Origin of the sequence: Rhizobium sp. 862_C5_N1_2 (assembly GCF_051811205.1) — a bacterium.
Lineage (GTDB): Bacteria > Pseudomonadota > Alphaproteobacteria > Rhizobiales > Rhizobiaceae > Rhizobium > Rhizobium leguminosarum.
In genome coordinates, this window is sequence record NZ_JBPWPT010000001.1 from 1,147,157 (window position 1) to 1,166,195 (window position 19,039).

25 protein-coding genes are annotated in these 19,039 nt (G+C 61.0%); 7 read left to right on the plus strand and 18 right to left on the minus strand.

Annotated features, from left to right (window positions below; translation table 11 throughout):
• Positions 1-6: 6 nt before the first annotated feature.
• Together ACD590_RS05810 and ACD590_RS05815 are read right to left on the minus strand one after the other, a co-directional pair.
• Positions 7-1,023, minus strand: a complete 1,017-nt coding sequence (locus ACD590_RS05810) for a glycosyltransferase family 2 protein (protein WP_130759539.1) — start codon at positions 1,021-1,023, stop codon at positions 7-9.
• Between the two features lie 137 nt (positions 1,024-1,160).
• The gene (locus tag ACD590_RS05815; RefSeq protein ID WP_130759540.1) at positions 1,161-2,654 is read right to left on the minus strand and encodes an ArnT family glycosyltransferase; all 1,494 of its coding nucleotides are present in this window, start codon (positions 2,652-2,654) and stop codon (positions 1,161-1,163) included.
• A 180-nt stretch (positions 2,655-2,834) separates the two neighbouring features.
• Between ACD590_RS05815 and ACD590_RS05820 the strand changes: the two genes are divergently transcribed.
• Positions 2,835-3,797 (plus strand): lysylphosphatidylglycerol synthase domain-containing protein, encoded by a 963-nt coding sequence (locus tag ACD590_RS05820; protein WP_130759541.1) that lies wholly within the window; start codon positions 2,835-2,837, stop codon positions 3,795-3,797.
• On the opposite strand, the gene ACD590_RS05825 is transcribed toward ACD590_RS05820, so the two are convergent.
• The 4 genes from ACD590_RS05825 to ACD590_RS05840 are packed head-to-tail and all read right to left on the minus strand — an operon-like array spanning position 3,765 to position 6,108.
• Positions 3,765-5,006, minus strand: coding sequence for an RNA polymerase sigma factor (locus ACD590_RS05825; protein ID WP_130759542.1), 1,242 nt, complete (start codon positions 5,004-5,006; stop codon positions 3,765-3,767). The two genes, ACD590_RS05820 and ACD590_RS05825, sit on opposite strands and share 33 nt — an antisense overlap.
• Before the next feature lie 9 nt (positions 5,007-5,015).
• A complete protein-coding gene (locus ACD590_RS05830) occupies positions 5,016-5,375 on the minus strand; it encodes a YciI family protein (protein WP_130759543.1) in 360 nt (119 codons plus the stop codon).
• Between the two features lie 3 nt (positions 5,376-5,378).
• Positions 5,379-5,738, minus strand: a complete 360-nt coding sequence (locus ACD590_RS05835) for a YciI family protein (RefSeq protein WP_018241364.1) — start codon at positions 5,736-5,738, stop codon at positions 5,379-5,381.
• Positions 5,739-5,748: 10 nt separating this feature from the next.
• Positions 5,749-6,108, minus strand: coding sequence for a YciI family protein (locus ACD590_RS05840; protein WP_018241365.1), 360 nt, complete (start codon positions 6,106-6,108; stop codon positions 5,749-5,751).
• Between the two features lie 155 nt (positions 6,109-6,263).
• Here ACD590_RS05840 and ACD590_RS05845 point away from each other — a divergent pair, with 155 nt between their 5' ends.
• Positions 6,264-6,479, plus strand: coding sequence for a hypothetical protein (locus ACD590_RS05845; protein WP_245268222.1), 216 nt, complete (start codon positions 6,264-6,266; stop codon positions 6,477-6,479).
• Positions 6,480-6,488: 9 nt separating this feature from the next.
• Here the strand turns inward: ACD590_RS05845 and ACD590_RS05850 are convergent, their stop codons facing one another.
• From ACD590_RS05850 to ACD590_RS05860, 3 genes are all read right to left on the minus strand, one after another.
• Positions 6,489-7,991, minus strand: a complete 1,503-nt coding sequence (locus ACD590_RS05850) for an AMP nucleosidase (protein WP_018241367.1) — start codon at positions 7,989-7,991, stop codon at positions 6,489-6,491.
• An 87-nt stretch (positions 7,992-8,078) separates the two neighbouring features.
• Positions 8,079-8,258 (minus strand): hypothetical protein, encoded by a 180-nt coding sequence (locus ACD590_RS05855; RefSeq protein WP_018241368.1) that lies wholly within the window; start codon positions 8,256-8,258, stop codon positions 8,079-8,081.
• 269 nt (positions 8,259-8,527) lie between these two features.
• Positions 8,528-8,866, minus strand: coding sequence for a DUF2147 domain-containing protein (locus ACD590_RS05860; RefSeq protein ID WP_003558027.1), 339 nt, complete (start codon positions 8,864-8,866; stop codon positions 8,528-8,530).
• Between the two features lie 443 nt (positions 8,867-9,309).
• Between ACD590_RS05860 and ACD590_RS05865 the strand changes: the two genes are divergently transcribed.
• Positions 9,310-9,576 (plus strand): SEL1-like repeat protein, encoded by a 267-nt coding sequence (locus ACD590_RS05865; protein WP_018241371.1) that lies wholly within the window; start codon positions 9,310-9,312, stop codon positions 9,574-9,576.
• Between the two features lie 124 nt (positions 9,577-9,700).
• Here ACD590_RS05865 and ACD590_RS05870 read toward each other — a convergent pair whose 3' ends face one another.
• The 3 genes from ACD590_RS05870 to ACD590_RS05880 all read right to left on the minus strand — a co-directional run bounded on the left by ACD590_RS05870 (position 9,701) and on the right by ACD590_RS05880 (position 11,949).
• Positions 9,701-10,816, minus strand: a complete 1,116-nt coding sequence (locus ACD590_RS05870; protein ID WP_018241372.1) for a pyridoxal phosphate-dependent aminotransferase — start codon at positions 10,814-10,816, stop codon at positions 9,701-9,703.
• 95 nt (positions 10,817-10,911) lie between these two features.
• On the minus strand, positions 10,912-11,313 hold the full coding sequence (locus tag ACD590_RS05875; protein ID WP_003578226.1) for a pilus protein PilZ: 402 nt from the start codon (positions 11,311-11,313) through the stop codon (positions 10,912-10,914).
• A 234-nt stretch (positions 11,314-11,547) separates the two neighbouring features.
• Positions 11,548-11,949 (minus strand): DUF2177 family protein, encoded by a 402-nt coding sequence (locus ACD590_RS05880; protein ID WP_028734296.1) that lies wholly within the window; start codon positions 11,947-11,949, stop codon positions 11,548-11,550.
• Positions 11,950-12,111: 162 nt separating this feature from the next.
• Between ACD590_RS05880 and ACD590_RS05885 the strand changes: the two genes are divergently transcribed.
• Positions 12,112-12,558: a baeRF12 domain-containing protein gene (locus ACD590_RS05885; RefSeq protein WP_026188334.1), complete on the plus strand. Its 447-nt coding sequence runs from the start codon at positions 12,112-12,114 to the stop codon at positions 12,556-12,558.
• Between the two features lie 64 nt (positions 12,559-12,622).
• Here the strand turns inward: ACD590_RS05885 and ACD590_RS05890 are convergent, their stop codons facing one another.
• On the minus strand, positions 12,623-13,489 hold the full coding sequence (locus ACD590_RS05890) for a LysR family transcriptional regulator (RefSeq protein WP_439002308.1): 867 nt from the start codon (positions 13,487-13,489) through the stop codon (positions 12,623-12,625).
• 91 nt (positions 13,490-13,580) lie between these two features.
• On the opposite strand from ACD590_RS05890, the gene ACD590_RS05895 reads away from it, so the two are divergent.
• Positions 13,581-13,844, plus strand: a complete 264-nt coding sequence (locus tag ACD590_RS05895; protein WP_018516529.1) for a hypothetical protein — start codon at positions 13,581-13,583, stop codon at positions 13,842-13,844.
• Here the strand turns inward: ACD590_RS05895 and ACD590_RS05900 are convergent.
• Entirely contained in the window at positions 13,795-14,127 is a 333-nt protein-coding gene (locus ACD590_RS05900; RefSeq protein WP_018241377.1) for a hypothetical protein, read from the minus strand. The genes ACD590_RS05895 and ACD590_RS05900 overlap by 50 nt on opposite strands.
• 355 nt (positions 14,128-14,482) lie before the next feature.
• Here ACD590_RS05900 and ACD590_RS05905 point away from each other — a divergent pair, with 355 nt between their 5' ends.
• Both ACD590_RS05905 and ACD590_RS05910 read left to right on the plus strand, forming a co-directional pair.
• The gene (locus ACD590_RS05905) at positions 14,483-14,923 is read left to right on the plus strand and encodes a glyoxalase superfamily protein (protein WP_018241378.1); all 441 of its coding nucleotides are present in this window, start codon (positions 14,483-14,485) and stop codon (positions 14,921-14,923) included.
• An 85-nt stretch (positions 14,924-15,008) separates the two neighbouring features.
• Positions 15,009-16,376, plus strand: coding sequence for an MATE family efflux transporter (locus tag ACD590_RS05910; RefSeq protein ID WP_113543789.1), 1,368 nt, complete (start codon positions 15,009-15,011; stop codon positions 16,374-16,376).
• Positions 16,377-16,482: 106 nt separating this feature from the next.
• Here the strand turns inward: ACD590_RS05910 and ACD590_RS05915 are convergent, their stop codons facing one another.
• The 4 genes from ACD590_RS05915 to iolB all read right to left on the minus strand — a co-directional run bounded on the left by ACD590_RS05915 (position 16,483) and on the right by iolB (position 18,843).
• The gene (locus ACD590_RS05915; protein ID WP_165420880.1) at positions 16,483-16,644 is read right to left on the minus strand and encodes a hypothetical protein; all 162 of its coding nucleotides are present in this window, start codon (positions 16,642-16,644) and stop codon (positions 16,483-16,485) included.
• Positions 16,645-16,843: 199 nt separating this feature from the next.
• The gene (locus ACD590_RS05920) at positions 16,844-17,680 is read right to left on the minus strand and encodes a helix-turn-helix transcriptional regulator (protein WP_439002309.1); all 837 of its coding nucleotides are present in this window, start codon (positions 17,678-17,680) and stop codon (positions 16,844-16,846) included.
• 66 nt (positions 17,681-17,746) lie between these two features.
• The gene (locus ACD590_RS05925; protein WP_027685313.1) at positions 17,747-17,956 is read right to left on the minus strand and encodes a DUF1127 domain-containing protein; all 210 of its coding nucleotides are present in this window, start codon (positions 17,954-17,956) and stop codon (positions 17,747-17,749) included.
• 89 nt (positions 17,957-18,045) lie between these two features.
• Positions 18,046-18,843 (minus strand): 5-deoxy-glucuronate isomerase, encoded by a 798-nt coding sequence (iolB, locus tag ACD590_RS05930; RefSeq protein ID WP_130759545.1) that lies wholly within the window; start codon positions 18,841-18,843, stop codon positions 18,046-18,048.
• Positions 18,844-19,039 lie beyond the last annotated feature (196 nt).

Consider the following 19,039-nt stretch of genomic DNA (forward strand, 5'->3'; position numbering starts at 1 on the left):
GCCGGCTTAGGCTTGGCTTTGATCGTCGAAGATCTGCCGAACGATGTAGTTCGGAGAGGCGTCGTCGCGATAATAGGTGCGCGCAATCATTTCCGCCAAGATGCCGGTGGTGATCATCTGCACCGACGACAGCAGCAGCACGACGCCGACCATCAGCATCGGGCGCGTGCCGATATCGTTGCCCATGATGAACTTGTCGAAGCCGAGATAGAGCAGGATCAGCATGGCGAGCGCGCCGAGACCTAGGCCGAGCGAACCGAAGAAATGCCCCGGCCGCGCCTTGTAGCGCATGAAGAACATCACCGACAGCAGGTCGAGGATGACGCGGAAGGTGCGCGAAATGCCGTATTTCGAAACACCGTGCTCGCGGGCATGGTGGGTGACGGCCATCTCGCCGATGCGCGAGCTCGGCACCACACCGGCGACCCAGGCCGGGATGAAGCGGTGCATCTCGCCCATCAGCTTCACCTGCTTGATGATCGAGGCACGGTAGATTTTCAGGCTGCAGCCGTAATCATGCAGCTTGACGCCGGTGATGCGGCCGATCAGATAGTTGGCGCACCAGGAGGGGATCTTGCGCAAGAACAGACCATCCTTGCGGTTCTTGCGCCAGCCGACCAAGAGGTCGAGTTCACGCCGTTCCAGCTCGGAGACCATCGAAGGAATGTCGTTCGGATCGTTCTGCAGGTCGCCGTCCATCGTCGCGATCAGGCGGCCCTGGGCCGTGTCGATGCCGGCCTGCATGGCGGCAGTCTGACCGAAGTTGCGCTGCAACTCGACGATCCTGAGCGCCAGCCCCTCGCGTCCGACGTACTTGCGGGCGTTGACGAGCGTCGCATCCGTGCTGCCGTCATCGACGAGGATCAGCTCCCAGCGATGGGGGTAGCTAACCATCGCAGCCACGACACGCTCGATGAGCGGGCCGACGCTTTCCTCTTCGTTGAAAATGGGTACGACCAGCGACAGCTCGAGCGATTGTACCGGGTCATTCGTACCGCGAATGGGCTCTACCGTTGTCTGCAACTTTCATCTCCAAAAGGCCGGACGGCCGAGCAATCTTTAATGCTGCCGCCGCACTTGCGGAAGGCTACTACATGAAGTGTCCGCCGGTTGCCAGCGGGCAATGCCGGTTTCCCGCAATCGGCTGATCTGCCTGGGCGCTATTTCGCGCCGCCTTCCACCCAGGAGTAACCAATGGAGAAGCTGCGTTTGCCGTCACCGAAGAGATAGGGCAGCGTCAGCGTCTTCAACTCTTGCAGATGAATGCCCGATTTGACGAGGTCATTGGCGAAACCGGGGGAAATTGTTGGATCATCTGCGGTCTCGCCGCGCCAGATAACCAGCACCGGCCCCTTCGCGTCCGCATATTCGGGAACCCCTGGACCGGGGAAGAACGGGATCACGACGGGAACATCGGGAAACTCCAGCCGCATGTTGCCGGCCACGAACTTGGTTCCCGCCACGATGAGAACCGGCTTGCGGGTCGCGGTCAATTCAGCCACGTAACCGGAAAAGGGTACGTTCGTTCTTGTATAAGTGCCGATATATTGAATGCCGACGATCCGGAAGAGAAGGATCGACAGGATGACGACCATGAAGACCGGCACCACGGGCCGGAAGCGCGCAAGACCGGCGGAAAGATCGAGACCTGCGGTTTCCAGTTTCAGGAAAAGATAGATCAGAAGGACGAGCAGGCATGGGTCGAGCCAGCGCTCGTGGATATCGCTGGCGCCGGCGAAGAGGACCACGCCGACGAAGGCGAGCAGGCTGATGATCATCATCCGCTCGATCACCCGGATCATCGGGCTGGAAGAGGAGAGCGCGCGAAGGAAGTCGCGCCGGAAAGCGGCCGCGATGAGAACGATCGGCAATGCGACGAAGCCGAGGACGGCGATGATGAGAGACAGCAGTCCTTGCCCGATGCGGGGGAGGCCGGCCGGGGCCAGGTGTTCGGCGGTCATCCGCTCCAGTGTCGGCGCAGACGCGCTGGCGAGATTGTCAGGCAGCCAGAGCGCATGCGGCAGCACGATCAGAATGGCAAGGACGGCCGCCGGCAGCAAACGCCAGTCGATGAGACGGCTGCGCCATTCCCGCTCCGGCAGCACGGCAATGAGGGCGGCAAATGGCAGGATGGCGAAATTATACTTCGAGATGAGCCCGATGCCGGTGGCGATGCCGATGAGGAGGTAGCTTCCGATCGTCGGCTGGCGCAGCGTGCGGAAAAAACCGAAGAGGAAGAGCGAGGTCGCAAACAGCAGGGCAACCGTATGGGTCAGTTCGCGCTGCGCCATCAGGCCAACCTGCGGCAGGGTAATCAGGCTCAGCATGGCGACGGCTGCGAGCGAACGGCTCTTCAGCACCTCGCGGGCAGCAAGCCCGTAGAAGAGATAGCAGCCAAAGAGAATGATGTTCTTGGGCACCGAGAGCACCCACATCGATATGCCGGTCACCGAAACGATGGCATATTGGATCCAGTTGTAGAAGGGCGGCTGCGGACCGTAGCCGGCAAGCAGATATTGCGAGTAGAAGGACTGCTCCGCCTCGTCGAGATCGAGCGTATGCGGCAAGGCGATGCGAAGCGCGATGTTCAGCAGGAAATAGGCTGCCAGAAAAATGCTTGCGCTGGTAATGCTTTTGGTAATCCGCTTCAACATCGATCTCCACGTCAAGCCGGCAAGGCGCCATCATTTACCGGTCGGCCGCTCGGATCGTCGGCGTGGAGGCGTTTTCACCACCATCGCCATCACTCCGCCGTTGTGCGCAACCTTCATTTCTCTTAAAAGGCCTGGCGATGGTATCGGCCCATGCCGACCCAAGCGAGGAATGCCTACTACATGAAGACTTCGATCGTTGAAAGCCGGCAATCCTGGTTTATGCGCAATCGCATGACGGTGCTGACGGTCGCCATCGTCGCAGCCTATGGCCTCTTCATCCAATGGTTCTGGGGTTGGCCTGTTATCATCAGGCAGTGGGCCGATGTCGGCGCGGGTCCGGTGATCGGCGCGCTCGTGCTATTGACGAGCACCTATTTCCTGCGCACCTGGCGCATCTATGATTATTTTCCGAACGAAACGGCCGGCCGGTTCGCGGTCCTCTTCCGCGTCACGCAGATCCACAACCTGCTGAACATCATGCTGCCCTTCCGCACCGGCGAGACCAGCTTTCCGCTGCTGATGCGCACCGAATTCGGCATTCCGCTGACGCGCGGAACCTCGGCGCTGTTCGTCATGCGGCTGCTCGACCTGCATGCCCTCCTGGCCGCTGCCGGCATCGGTTTTGCCGTTGCATCAGCCGATCCGGCTGTGGCCTGGTCGCTCTGGACAGCCTTCCTGCTGTTGCCGGTCGCAGCCTTCGCCGCCCGCAAGCCGCTGCTGCGCCTTGCCGCCAAGCTGCTACCGAAGAAAGCGCAGAAATTCGTCGCCGAGATCGAAAACGGCTTGCCGCTCGATGCCATCGCCTTTGCGCGCGCCTGGGCGATGACCATCGTCAACTGGCTGGTGAAGGTGATGGTGCTGGCATGGGCGCTCGGCCTGATGGGCGTGCTGCCAATGGCGGCGAGTTTCGGCGGCGCGCTCGGCGGTGAACTCTCTTCCGTGTTGCCGATGCATGCGCCCGGCGGCGTCGGCACCTATCCGGCCGGCATCACCGCCGGCGCCATCGCCTTGGGAGCATCGAGCGAGCGGCTGGCCCTTGCCGCGCTGGCACAGGCGAGCGTCAATGCCCACCTGCTGATCATCGTCTCGGCGTTGACCGGCACCGCGATCTCACTGCCGCTCGGACGTCGCGGCAAGCTCTGAAATCCGTTTTCGCAGAAACGCCTGCTCCGGCTCCTGCCGGCAGAGCGACAGCGCCGTTTCATAGGCCGCGATCGCCTCTTGATTCCGGCCGAGACGGCGAAGGAAATCGGCACGTGCCGAATGGGCGAGGTGATAGGCCTGCAGCTCCCGGCGTGCCAGAATGGCATCGACCAGTTCCAGCCCCTTTGCCGGCCCTTCCGCCATCGCGATCGCCACGGCGCGGTTGAGCTCGACGATCGAGGAGGGCTGCGCCGCCAGAAGCAGATCGTAATAGAAGGCAATCCGTCGCCAGTCGGTCTCTTCCGCAGCCGGCGCCTTGGCATGCTCGGCGGCGATCGCCGCCTGCAGCGTATAGGTGCCGACCTCTCCCGTCCGCATTGCTTCTGTGAGCAGCGCCAGGCCTTCCGCAATCTTCGCACGGTCCCAGAGCGAGCGGTCCTGATCGGCAAGCAGCACCAGCGATCCCTGCTCGCCGCGGCGGGCGGTGCGACGGGAATCCTGCAGCAGCATCAGCGCCAGCAGGCCGGAGACGTCGGGATGCGGCAGCAGCGCCAGAAGCAGCCGCGCCAGACGTATCGCCTCTGCGGTCAAGTCGGCCCGGACCACGTCTTCACCCGAAGAGGCGGAATAGCCCTCGTTGAAGACCAGGTAGATGACGTGCAGCACCTGGTCGAGCCGCGGCGGCAGCGCCTCGTGGCCCGGAACCTCGTAGGGGATCTTCGCAGCCCGGATCCTGCTCTTGGCGCGCACGATCCGCTGGGCTACCGTCGGCGCTGGAGTGAGGAAGGCGTGGGCGATTTCTTCGGTGGTTAGCCCGCAGATTTCTCTGAGTGCCATCGCCATCTGCGCATCGGCCGGAATGGCCGGATGGCAGCAGGTGAAGATCAGCCGCAGCATGTCGTCCTCGATCGGTTCCATATCGCCGATGTAAGTTGCGTCGGGCGAGTAGAGGCTGTCCTCGATGTGATGCTGTGAAGCATCGAAACGCGCCCGCCGCCGAATCGTGTCGATCGCCTTGAAGCGCCCCGTGGAAACGAGCCAGGCGAAGGGATTGCCGGGAGTGCCGTCCGCTGGCCATGTCCGGGCAGCCGCGGCGAAGGCGTCGTGAAGCGCTTCCTCCGCCCGGTCGAAATCGCCGAGCAGGCGGATCAGCGTCGCCAGCACCCGGCGCGATTGCGTTCGGTAGATCTCCTCGATGACGCGTTCCAAAAGGGCACCTCAGTCCGGCAGGGTCAGCATTCGCACGGGCCTCAGTTCGACGGCGCCGTAACGTGCCGAAGGGATCCGACCGGCAATTTCCCTAGCCTTCACCATATCCGGTGCCTCGATGACATAGAAGCCGGCCAAATGCTCCTTCGTCTCGACATAGGGGCCGTCGGTGGCCGACAGCGTGTTGTTCCGAACGCGCAGCACGGTCGCCGTCTCAGGCATCTCCAACGCATCGGCATGGATCATGATGCCGTCGCGGCGCAGCTCCTCGTCGAAGGCGAAATGCGCCCTGATGAGTTCGTCGGTCTCGGCTGAAGTCAGCGTGCCGTCGGTGTCGGCGCAATTGTAGATCAGGCAGATGTAACGCATGGCTCAGCATTCCTCCTTGATCGAATAGGCTGGCCGCACTTCGATGGAGCCGTATCGCGCTACGGGAAAAGTGGCGGCGATATCAGTTGCCTCTTCCATGTCTTTCGCCTCGATCAGCACGAAGCCGCCGAGATGCTCTTTGATTTCGGCGAAGGGACCGTCGGTCGTCGTCACCGCATTGTTGCGGACCCTGACCGTCATTGCCGTCGAAGGTTCGCGTAGCGCCAACGCCACCAGCAGGTGGCCGCTGTCGCTTAGCCTGTCGTCGTTGATGATCGAATCCCGTGTCAGCTTTTCGCCGTCCTCGGCTGAAATGGCACTGATCTTTGCGGTTTCGAACCAGACCTGGCAGAGATATTTCATCGCCGTCTCCTCACGCGTCTTTGCCGAAGGAATGAATGGGCCGCACTTCGATCGCGCCGAGCCTGGCGAGCGGGATGCCGGCGGCAATGCGGATCGCTTCGTTGAGATCCTTGGCCTCGATCAGGATGAAGCCGCCGAGCGCCTCCTTCGTCTCGGCGAAGGGACCGTCCGTCACCGACATCTCGCGGTTGCGCACTCGGACAGTCACTGCCGATTTCGGCGACTGCAGTGCCTGGGCGACGATCATATGGCCGCTTTCGACGAGGTCCTTGTCATAGTTCAAGGAATTGGTGTCGAGTTCGGCCTTCTCTTCTTTCGTCATGGCGTCGAGTACCCCGCCATCGAACCAGACCTGACAGAGATATTTCATCGCGGACAGCCTCCTTGTGAGCGTTTCAATAACCCTGGACGACCGAGCTCCACGCATTTCGACAGCGGCGGAAAAAATCTTTGTGCCGGCCGGCTGTCGAAATCGCAAGGCAGCACTCGACAAGGCTTCATCGAAACCTGTCGAGGAGACCTGTAATGAGCATTCTTGAAATCGCCCTGGCAAGCCACATCTGGGCACGCCGTCGTGAAAAGCGTCAGCTCGTACTCGACGATGCCGATGCGCTGAAGGTTCTTCTGCGCATCGCTTTCGTCTTCGTGGCCTTCACCCTGCTGATATCAGGGCTGAACCTCGCCGCCGGCAGGCCGCAGATGCTGGCAGACGGTTCGTCGCCTGTCGTGACGGGCAGATGAGCAAACGGCCTATTGGAAGGCAGTTTCGAAGAAGCTGCGCAGCTTGCGTGAATGCAGCGCTTCCTTCGGCATGGCGGCAAGCTTCTGGACGGCGCGGATGCCGATCTGCAGATGCTGGTTGACCTGTGTACGATAGAAGGCCGTTGCCATGCCCGGCAGCTTCAATTCGCCGTGTAGCGGCTTGTCGGAGACGCATAGCAGCGTGCCGTAAGGCACGCGGAAGCGGAAGCCGTTGGCGGCGATTGTCGCCGATTCCATGTCGAGCGCGATCGCGCGCGCCTGGGAGAGCCGTTTCACCGGCCCGCGCTGGTCGCGCAGTTCCCAGTTGCGGTTGTCGATCGTGCCGACGGTGCCGGTGCGCATGATGCGCTTCAGCTCGAAACCCTCATAGCCGGTGATTTCGGCAACGGCGGCTTCGAGCGCCACCTGCACCTCGGCCAGCGCCGGGATCGGGACCCAGACCGGCAGGTCGTCGTCGAGAACATGGTCCTCGCGCATATAGGCATGGGCCAGAACATAATCGCCGAGCCGCTGGCTGTTGCGAAGACCGGCGCAGTGGCCGAGCATCAGCCAAGCATGCGGACGCAACACTGCGACGTGGTCGGTGATTGTCTTGGCGTTGGACGGGCCGACGCCGATATTGATCATGGTGATCCCGGCATGGCCCTTCTTCTTCAGATGGTAGGCCGGCATTTGCGGCAGGCGGGTGAGGGCGGCATCCGTTTCCGGTGCCTTCGAGCCGGGCAGGGTGACGACATTGCCGGGCTCGACGAAAGCAGTATAGCCGTCACCGTCCTCCGCCATCATCTTGCGCGCCCAGCTGCAGAATTCGTCGATATAGAACTGATAGTTCGTGAACAGCACGAAATTCTGGAAATGCTCGGCATGCGTCGCCGTATAATGCGACAATCGGGCGAGCGAGTAGTCGATGCGTTGCGCGGTGAACGGCGCGAGCGGCGAGGGCTCTCCCGGCGGCGGGATATATTCGCCATTGGCGATCTCGTCGTCGGTGGTATTGAGGTCGGGCGTGTCGAAGATATCGCGCATCGGAATGTCGACGAATGCGGTCGTCGATGCTTCCACATGCGCACCCTCGCCGAAGGCGAAGTGCAAGGGGATCGGCGTCGTCGATTCCGAGACGATGACAGGAACATTGTGGCTCTTCATCAAGAGCGCCAGCTGCTCCTTCAGGTAATGCTTGAAGAGCTTCGGCCGGGTGACTGTCGTCGTATAGATGCCGGGTGCCGTGACATGGCCATAGGAAAGCCGCGAATCGACATGGCCGAAGCTTGTTGTCTCGATGCTGACCTGCGGATAAAAAGCGCGGTAGCGCGAGGAGATCGGAGCGCCCTGCGCAAGTTCGGCGAAGCTCTCGATCAGGAACGCCGTATTGCGCTCGTAAAGCGCCATCAGCGTCTCGACCGCCTTGGCGGGATCATCGAAACTCTCAGGCTGGAAAGGTGGTGGAGAGGATATTTCGAGGGGCGACAAAGGGGAGATTCGTTTGTTCATGACGCATTATAGAGAGTTGTTTTTGACAAGCAAACGACGCGCGCCGGCGGATTCCGTTTTTTTATCCTTTTCCGTGTCGGATTCCAGTCATCGCACCGTAGGCGCGCAGAAGGTGCCGTTTCTCTCCAGGCAGGTATAGCTCGCCCCGAAATGCGACTGCGCCCCGCCGCCACCCTGGTGCACCACGACCGCCGAAAACGTGATAGCGAAGATCGCCGCAAACAGCGTGATGATGCTAAAGCGTCTTGCCAGAATATAGATGTTCATCCCCTTGTCCCCGACACGCAACTCTATCGTGACAATAGTTTTGCCATGCGATGGCTGAACGAGTGCTGAGATGCCGGTTCATCAGCCGTTCAGCTTGCCGGGCAGGCTCGGCCAGGTTGCGGAGAGGATTAGAAGGGGTCGCTGGGCGAATTCGACGCCATAAGAATTCGCCGGCTGGCGTAGCGGAGGAGACCGCAAAGGGCTTCGAGGCATGCCGGCGTGCCGGCATGCTTCAGCGTTTGGGATGATCGTTGCGCCTTCTTATGGCCTCAGAGCCGCGTCCAGGTCTGCGACTTGCAGAGGATCTTCATCACGCAGCCCTGCATCCTCAGCGAATTGCCGGAAACCTTGCCCGCGCCGCTATAGGTCTTCTCGGCGGCCGGGTCGGTGATCTCGCCGGCATAGCTGCCGCCGGTTCCCGCCAGTGTGCCGATCTTCCGGCCGGCATATTTACCGGTTTTCAGTGTCACGCAATAACTGCCGCCGCAGGATGCGATCACCGCCGTATCGCCGGCGGCCGTCTTCCAATTGCCTACGATCGGCTCCTCGGCATGCGCGATACCCGCGATCATTGCGATGGCGCCGGCGAGAACGAAGCTGCGGATCATCTTTTCCTCCATGATGTCCTTGATCGCGGCGAAAATAACTGACGCGAACGTAAAGGTAAACAGGGTCAATCGCTATCATGCTGGCCGGCTGAAAAACGCGAGAAAAAGCCGTTCGTCCAGCTTCCAAAGAGATCGCCTGCTGATTTCATGATGAACAATCCCTTTATTTTCAAATCTGAATCTTTCGTAAAATCCGCTCGAAAATCCTTAATTCGCAGGGAGTCCGATGTTTAACGAAAATCCAATTTTACCAAGTGTTTGCACTTTGTTTGTCTCAAATTAATCATGCATTTTAGGCGTTTTTTGAAAGCCGTTTGGCATAGTGAACCCATCAAACGAGCGGGGCAAACCCGCCGGACCGCAAGGGCCACAAGCCGCGATAGACGGCAAGGCCCAGAGGTAAAACAGGGTAAGTCATAAACAGGCTAACAGGGATAAAACCGATGGCACGCTTTGAAATGCACAATGCTGAAACGGCCACCATGGGTGGCGACAACAGCGCCGATGTCTTCTGCGAAATGGGTCTGATGTATGCGACCGGCCGCGGCTGCGAAGTCGATCTCGTCTCAGCCCACAAATGGCTGAACATCGCCGCAATCAAGGGCAACGATCGCGCCGCCGAGCTTCGTGCCGACGTGGCCGCCGCCATGGACAAGATGCAGCTCGCAGCAGCGCTGCGCGCCGCCCGCGAGTGGATGACGGTTCACTAAGGAATTCGACAAGAGCAGCAATAACAACCTCGGAAAGAGGGAGCTGGCGGGGCGCTTTGGACGGGGCCGACGCAGGGAGAACGGAACCGCTACCGGATCCTCCACCGGCCGCGGTTTTTCCGTTTTATCGGCCGATCTCTTTCAGGACCTGCGGCAGCGTCTCTTCGAGCAACGCCATATCCGCTTCCGGCCCGACGCTGACGCGAATGCAGCGATTGAGCGGCGCCACGCCAGGCATGCGGATGAAAACCCCGTGCTCCATCAGCCCGTCGACGATCGCCCTGGCATAAGCACCGTCGCGGCCGGTGTCGATCGCCACGAAATTCGTGGCCGAGGGCAGGGGCTCAAGACCGTTCGCCCGGGCGATACCGCCGATCCGCTCCCGCGCCGCATGGATTTTCCCGACCACCTCGACGAGATAGGCCTGGTCCTTGAGGGCGGCGAGCGCTGCGGCCGTTGCCAGCCGGTTCATGCCGAAATGATTGCGGATCTTGTCGAAGGCCTGCGCCGTGCCTGCTGTCGAGATCACGTAGCCGGTGCGTGAGCCGGCAAGTCCGTAGGCCTTGGAGAAGGTGCGGGTGCGAACGACGTTCGGCAGCTCGATCAGCGAGGAGATCGACGGCAGCGAACCTGCCGGCCCCGTTTCGCTATAGGCCTCGTCGAGCACCATCAGTGTCGTCTCGGGCAGCGAACGGGCGAAAGCAACGATACTGTCGGCATCCCACCAACTGCCCATCGGATTATCAGGATTGGCGAAATAGACGAGCGGCGCATTCTCGCGCTTGACGGCATCGAGCAGGCCGTCGAGATCCTCGCGGTCGTTTGCGTAGGGAACGGTCACCAGCCGACCGCCGAAACCGGCGACATGGAAATTGAAGGTCGGATAGGCGCCGAGCGAGGTGATGACGGGCGCGCCCGGCTCGATCACCAGCCGGACGATCTGACCGAGCAATTCGTCGATGCCGCTGCCGATGGCGACATTGGCGGCCGAGACGCCGAGATGGGCTGCAAGCGCTTCCCTGAGCGCGAAGTTCTCCGGATCATTGTATTTCCAGATATTGCCGGCTTCCTCGCGCATCGCTGCAAACACGGAGGCGGCTGGGCCGAAGCCGTTCTCATTGGCGCCGATGCGCGCCGAAACGGCAAGCCCGCGCTGGCGCTCGATCGCCTCGGGGCCGACGAAAGGGACTGTGGAAGGCAGGGCGCTGGCAAGAGGTGTGAAGCGCGAAAAGGCGGACATGCGACGGCAGTTTCCCGGACATAATGACAATTGGCGAAACAATAGGCCCGGGCACGGCCAACGCAAGCAAGATTATTTCCGCAACTGCGGCCTGTTCAGGCGCGGAAGATCGGCGCACGCCGGGCGGCAATTGCCTCCATGTTGCCGACGAGGAAATCGGTGCGGACGACGCGGCGCAGAACCTCGGGGTCCATGATGTTGATGAACCGCACCCCGATGCGTTCCTTATGGCGATAGACCTCGGCGCAGCCGATGCGATAGGCGAGGCCAAGAATGTTGAGATAATAGTGCTTTGGCAGGCCGGCCGTGGTCGAGACGACGAAGGTGGCGCCACCCTGGGAGATATCGATGATCTCGGCGCTTCGCATGGAGACGCCTGTGAGGCATGGCCGGACGGCGACGATGCGGGCTGGCCGTTTGACGCTGAATTCTTCCCAGCGCAGGTCGTAGACGGCGGATTTGACCGTGGCAAGGTGTGTAGCGCGGAGCATAGTCATTCACATTCTCCGTCAGTCAGGACGCATTGGGGGTTTATCTCAATCAAGCTGACCTTGATCTCATTCAGGCTGGCTTGATCGAGCAACTGGTCTTGATCCCAACCAAGGTCACATGAATGTTTTGCACATTCGTCAAATATAAAATTACAATTTTAACGAGTTCAAACTTTGTTCCCAAGCGGGACGCCTTCATGTTCATTATCGGGACGCGGTTTCCATTCCGAGCCTCCCGTTTCAGCCAAAAAATCTGACGGTAAGATATCCGCCGGCGGCGGTCAGCGCCGTTAGAGCCGTGCCCCAGGCCATGTCGACCAGGCTCATGACGACTGGCCAGTTGCGAAGCGTGGCAAGATTGGTGATGTCATAGGTTCCATAGGCCGCTAGTCCCAGAATGGCACCGTGGAGAAATGCGGTGGCGATCGAGCCTGCCGACAGCGCCGGCAGCACTGCAAGCACAACCACTGCGGCGGCGAAGAACAGGTAGAACAGTGCGCCGACCGCAAGATTGGGCGAGGGCAGCATCAGCGTTCCCAGTTGGTCGCGGTAGAAGTTGCGGGCGATGAGGCCGAGCCATATCCCGTCGCAGATGAGAAGGGTGAGAAAGGCGCCGGCATAGGCGAGCAGTGATGTCTTCATTGTCAATCTCCCGAACTTGGCCTTTCTACGCAGCAAGGACCGGCCGGATCGCCGCCCCGTTCGATTTCGGCGCAATTTTCCCGAACTCTTTCAATGGCCGAGCGTTGTGTCTTGATCGATGAAGCACGGCGCGCTTCGAATGACGACAGCGAGGAGTTGAAGATGACTGATGTCAAAATCCCTTGGGAATCATGGGTCGTGGTCTGCGATGGAGCCAAGGCTCTGATCATGCAGAATGCCGGCGATGCCCAACTGGTGAACCTGAAGGTGCTGGAAACCCTGACGCAGCCGAGCGCGCCGGATCGCGAGATTGGCGCCGATAAGCCTGGCCGAACCCATGCTGCAGACGGACTGAGCGGCAGCGCTGTCGAGGAGACCAGTTGGCAGGATCAGGCCGAAGCCGAATTTCTGAAACAGGTGGCGGGAAAGCTCGACGACTTGGTGCAGGAAAAGAAGGCCCGTCGCATCGTCCTCGTTGCACCGCCGAAGGCGCTTGGCACGCTGCGGCCGGCACTCCGCGCCGATACGCAGGCGGTGATCACCGCGGAAGTGGCGAAAGACTATACCAATATGCCGGTCGACGAGATCGAGCGGCATCTCGCCGCCTGAGCCGGCAAGAGCCTACCTATTAGTGAACGCGGGTCGAATGGCCCGCGTTTCTCATTCCGCCGCGTCAAGCGGACGGTCTCTGCCCGGCAAACAGCTCTTCATGATCTGCAAAGAGCGCCGCCAGACGGTCGATGACGATCCTGACCTCCGGCCGTTGCCGTTCGTCGTCATGCGCAACGATCCACATCTCGTAAGTCAGTTCGTCGATCACTGGCCCGGCGCGGACGAGCCTGCGCTCCTGATCGCCGATGAAACTGGGAAGCACGCCGCGGCCGGCACCGCCGCGGATGAGGTAAAACAGCATATGCGGCGTGTTCGTCCAGCTGGTGATCCAATAATCCGGCTGCTCGAAAGTCCATTTGTCGGCCGGCGTGACGGCGGTATCGGTGCCGAGCGAGATCCAGTTGCAATTCGTCTCGTCATAGCCGGCCGACTGATAGGCCGCATGCGCCACCTGGACCGAACGGCGGATGGCGACGTTGCCGCTCTCCGGCCGGCTATGGCTAATGGCGATATGCGCCTCGCGGTAAGTGAAATCGACGCCCGTGTCGCGGGTCTTGTAGCACATGCGGAAACTGTCCTTCGGCGTCCAGACGTTGGCCAGATGGTCGGCGATGAAGCGCGAGGTCCAGCTGTCGGCGGCCGTCGAGACGATCGGCAGCGTCAGCACCTCGCCGCGCCAGTCGGAGATCGCGCGCGCCGCATCCTGCATCAGCCGGACGCGATCGAGCAACGCCTGCCCATCCTTGGCCAGCAGATAGCCGGTAGGGCCGCGGCTGAACAGCGAGCGCCCCGTCACCCGTTCGAGCGCCAGCATGCGCCGGCCGATCGTCGGCGCGCTGAGCCCAGTGCGGGCCGCCGCCGCCGAAAGCCCGCCGCCTGTCGCAACATGGAAGAAAAGTTGCAGGTCGTCCCAGCTCGCATCTTTCATGGATGAAAACCCCCTTTCTCCGGCGCCTCTACATCGGAAGGGCGCGAAGGCTTAGCTCAAGTGCTCCAGGAAATAGATGGAGGATGAAGCTATGGATCTCAACTGGGTTGTTCTCTTCAGGGAAATCGAAATCCGCAATCGGCGGATCCGCCGCGGTCCCTTGACCGATCCGCTTGCCGACCCGCTTGATCGTCCGGAATGGCGCGGATTTCTCTGGGCCGTTCCGATCATCGCACGTCTCGCCGCAAGACGAAGCGGCGAAACAAAGGAGACGTGCCGCGATGATTCACGGATCGGAAAAAGCCTCAGGTTTCGAAGTTCAATCGCAACACGTGGTGCAGGAATTCCGGATTGATCAGCATGTTGAAGCTGATCGTCACCAATTCGCCTTCGCGTTTGACCACGGTCGCGCCGATCTCGTCATGGATGCCGAGGATTTCGAGGAAGAAATGGCTCGGTATTTCCAGGTTCGGGCTGACTTCGAGCAATGCGCCGGCAAGCGTGATCGTGCGGATCAGGCAGCGCACCTGCGTTCCGGTGCTGAGGTGATGGCCGACGAAGATGATGTTGCCGGGCCTGTCGAGATTGAATTCCCTGTAAGCACGTTCCGGCTTGGGGTGTTCTGTGTCGAGGTGCATCTGAAAGGCCCTTTTAGCCTCCGCTTGTTCTACGACAAGATATTAGCGGAAGAATGCTGACACTTGCTGAAGAACATCGGTAAAATTGAATGACTCTGGGAAACCTGCGGGAAAATCGCACCGATTTCGTGCAGATTTGCCCCAAAGTTGCGCATTCCCCAGCGCATCCGCGCCATTCTTGACATGTCGGCGGCGTTCGCGCATACAAAGGCCGGTTCGAGGCACCGGCCGCTCGCGGATGAAAATCCATGGTGAAGCCCTCGCGATCATGGTCACGGCCCCTTGTGCATGCTGACTGGCGGCAATGCGAGCTCCCATCCGCAGTCGAAGAGCATGCCTTTCGAAGGCTCACGCCATGACGACGACCTATCCTGCCATTGAAGAATTGAAGGCCCAGGCCAAGCGCCTGCGCCAGGCGATGAATGATCGCGGCACCCCGCTCACCCACAGTGCGGCCCTGGAAATGATTGCACGCCAGCATGGCGCACGCGATTGGAATACGCTCGCAGCCCTGGCGGCAAAGCCCAATACCGCTCCGAAGACGCCGCTCTTCGTCGGCGCGCATATTCGCGGCCGTTATCTCAATCAGCCCTTCACCGGCGAAGTTCTGGCGCTTTCGGCCCTGCCGGGCGGCGATCTGCACAGGATCACCATCCATTTCGACGAGCCGGTGGATGTCGTCACCTTCGAGAGCTTTTCGGCCTTTCGCCAGCGTGTGAACGCGCAGATCGATGCCGACGGCGTCTCGCCGAGGAAGACCTCGAACGGCGTGCCGCATCTGGTGCTCGATCTCTAGATTGTTTTTGTCCTTTTGAGGCCGTCCGGATCCGCATGACTTTTAAGCCGGATCGGACCCTGCCTCATATCGCACGGATTTCTCCATGACCGATCTTTCCCAAGGCAATGCCTTTCTTACCGGCTGGCTGACGGGCGTCTTCATCAAAACGGCGGCACCGATCGTCGCGATCACCACCGTCAGCGGCCTGTTCACCGTCGTCGACGCCTATTTCCTCGGCGCCTATGTCGGCCCGGACGCGCTCTCTGCCGTCAGCCTGATTTTCCCGGGGCTGATGCTACTGATCGCTCTGCAATCGTTGGTCTCGAACGGCATGGCGAGTATCCTCGCCCGCCGGCTGGGTGCCGGCAATCGCGATGGGGCACGTCGGGTGTTTGCCGGCGCGCATGCGCTGGCACTCGCCGTCACCCTCATCCTCAATCTGGTCTACTGGAGCGTGGGCCGACAGGTCATCGGTACCGGTGCTGCCGGCAATGCCACTGTTGCCCATGGCGCGATGCTGTTCATGGGCGCGATGATCGCTTTTGCGCCGATCAGTTTCTTCCTATCGCTGCATCTCGACGCATTGCGCTGCGAAGGCAAGATCGGCTTCATGACGCTGGTGACGCTGTCGGCCTCGCTGCTCAACATCCTCGCCAATTGGCTGTTCATGGCGGTGATGCATTGGGGCGTGCTCGGTTCGGCGGTCGGCTCCATCGCGTCGCAATTCGTCTGCCTCGCAGCCGTGCTCGCCTATCGCTGGCGCCGGCCGGCGGCACTGAGGCCTTTCCCGGGGTTGGCTCTCGCCGAATGGCGCGGCATCGTCGCCTTCGGCGCGCCGATGAGCCTCGGTTTCATCGGCATATCGCTGGCCTCGGCCGCCATTCTAATCAACGTCTCGCTCTGGAGCGCGCATGACTATGTCGCGACGGTGGCCGCCTACGGCATCATCACCCGGATCATGACCTTCACCTATCTGCCGCTGCTCGGACTCAGCATCGCGCTGCAGACGATTGCCGGCAACAATCACGGTGCCGGCCTCGGGCTGCGCGTCGGCCGCAGCCTGCAGATCGCCATGCTCGCAGCACTCGTCTATTGCACCCTGGTGGAGATCACCGTCGAATTGCTGGCTAGCCGCCTCGGTGCGGTCTTCGTCACCGATCCGGCGATCATCGCCGAGGTCAGGCGAATTCTGCCCTGGACGATCGGCGCCTATTTTCTCTTCGGGCAGATGCTGATCCTGTCGTCCTATTTCCAGTCGATCGGCGATGCGCCGCGCGCTGCGATCTTCGGTCTGTCGCGGCCCTATCTGCTCACCCTGCCGCTCACCTTCCTGCTGCCCTTCGTCTTCGGTGAACAGGGAATCTGGATGGTGCCGGTCTTTGCCGAGGCAGGCATGTTCATCCTTGCTTTCCTGGTGCTGTCGCAGAACGCGAAACGCCGCGGCTTGCGTTATGGGCTTCTGCCCGTCTAGAGCAATTCCAGTAAAAGTGCGCAGCGGTTTTGTGTCCGGAATTGCGCAAAACAAAGATTTAGACGGAAAAGCCGCGCTCCGGAGCGCGGCTTTTGCCGATTGTCGGCTATTCCTTGCCATTCGAAGCGGCCGATGTCGCAGCTTCCGCCTCATTCAACGCCTCGGCGCATTCCTGGCAGCAGACTTCGACAGTCTTGCCGCCGAGCTTGACGGTGATGGTCTCCGTGCCGAGTTCGCAGTCGCAGGCAGCGCATGTGGTGTTCTTCATCTGGTGATCCTCCTGTTGGTCGTCCCCGGATCGGGACAGGCTCATAAGATCATCGAAGACCGCATTGCCGCTGTCGAAATCTTTAGCGATCGACCCCGCATAATTCCTTAAATCGGGATCGATTTAAGGAATTATTCGGGGATTCAAAGTGCTACAGCGTCCTTTGCGCGTCTGAAAAGACGCGCGGCGCTGTAGGCTTTCACCTGCGCCGCAGCTGCGCCGAACGCTGGAATTCGGCCGGAGTCTGCCCGAAGGACTGCTTGAAGGAAGCGCTGAAATGGCTGTGGCTGGAAAAGCCGAGATCGAGACCGAGCGCGGTCAGATCCTCATACTGGCCGAGCAGATCGAGTGCACGGGCAAGCCGCAGCCGCAATTGGTAGCGGTAAAGTGGCGTCGCCTCGACCTGTTGGAAGACTTGGGTGAGGTAAACCGGCGAGACGCCCACTTCTGAGGCGATTTCTGAAAGTGTCCAGCGCCGCGCGAGATCGGAGGAAAGCACCAGCTTTGCCCGGTCGACGAGTTTCTGCCGGCCGGCGCTGGCGCCCGCCGCATGCGATGTGCGCTCGCCGAGCGAGCGGCGCACCAGCGTCAGCGCCAATATTTCGGCCTCCAGCGTCTCGGCGACGTTGCGCCGCAAACCATGACGCAGGAGCGCGACCAGCGCCTGCGCGCGTGGATCGATCCGCCGGCGCTGGCGGCGGAAGGAAAAGACCTCGCCGGGCTGCGCCTGCTCCTTCGGCGTAAGCTCTTCGAGCATGGTCTGGTCGATCGCCAAATCGATGCAGGCGTCGCCACCCTCGATAGGGTGGCTGATTCGATATCCCTGGCCGGCATTGAAGAACAGGACCTGATTGGCTTCGGCCACCGTATAATTGCGGCCGACATGCCGCATGAAGACGCCGCGATAGGGATAGACGAGGCTCGTCCTGTGGGCGCATTCCTCGTCGCTCCTGTGGCGGCATTCGCCATTGCAGACGATGTCACGAATGGTGACCGTCTTCGTTTTCAGGAGCGGTGCTGTTGAAAACTGGGACATTGCATCTTCCAGGTCAGACAGGCCGCCCGATGAGGCGACCTGGCGGCACAATATCACGCTTAAGTTTCAGTAGCGACTATAGACGTGGACGTCGCTTTCCGTCTGCCCCCTGGAAAGGCCGATATCCTTCAGCTGTTCGTCGGAAAGCTCCATCAACGCATTGCAGTTGCGCCGTTCGTTCATTTTGCGCGCCAGCCACTGTGCTGCGGTGACTATAGCAAGGAACAGGCCGGGCCGCATATTGCGGGCCGAGATTGTGGAATTCGAGTTATGCATTGTGATCCTCCATCCGTGTTTGGATGGAGGCAGTGAACCATCAGCGGCAGTTTCGCGCTGTCAGATTATTTAGCGATCTGAGGACGCCTTCACGCCTTCAGCAGCCACTCATGCTCGGCGGCATTGTGGAGTTTCCAGATCCGCTGCGGGCCGGCCATGACGTTGAGGTAATAGAGATCATAGCCATGGCAGGCAGCGCAGGGGTGGTAGCCCTTCGGCACCAGCGTCACATCGCCGTCCTCGATCGCCATCGCTTCGTCGAGCGAGCGGTCGTCGGTGTAGACGCGCTGGAAGCCGAACCCCTGCGGCGGGTTGAGGCGATGGTAATAGGTCTCTTCCAGGAAGCTTTCGTTCGGCAGGTCGTCCTGGTCGTGCTTGTGCGGCGGATAGGAGGAGGTGTGGCCGCCTGGCGTGATCACCTCGACGACGAGCAGCGAATGCGCTGAGCTGTCGTCTTCCGGCATGATATTGTTGACATAGCGCACGTTCGTGCCCTTGCCGCGCGTCACCTGCGGATGCGTGCCGGGCGGGATTGCCTTTGCCTGATAGGTACCGCCGCCGGGCGCCGAGCAGACGGCGAGTTCCAGATCGGTCTCCGCCGTCACCGACCACGTCGATTCCATCGGGATGTAGAGCGCATGCGGCGCACCATCGAACGGGCTCATGCGACCGCCGAGCGTGCCGAAATCCTTGGTGCCGGCAGATGCCTTGCCCTTGCCGGTTACCCAGACGAGGCAGACTTCGCGATCGCCCGTCTCTCCCGAAACGGTCTCGCCCGGCTTCATCCGATGCAGATCGAAGCCGACATAGGTCCATCCGGCATTTTCCGGAGTGACATGCGTGACACGGCCGCGCGTGCCGGACGGTTTCACCTTGAGATTTGGCATTGGTGTTTTTCCTCGTAAGTTGGCGGGTGCGGCTCCCTCATCCGGCTGCCGCCACCTTTCTCCCCGAGGGGAGAAGCGACATGCCGCGCCCTTTCCGTTCCTCTTCTCCCCACCGGGAAGAAGCCGCCCGGAGGGCGGATGAGAGGGCTTCTTGCTCCAGCGGTCCGGAAAGGCGAGCCCCTTGTGGGAGGACGCT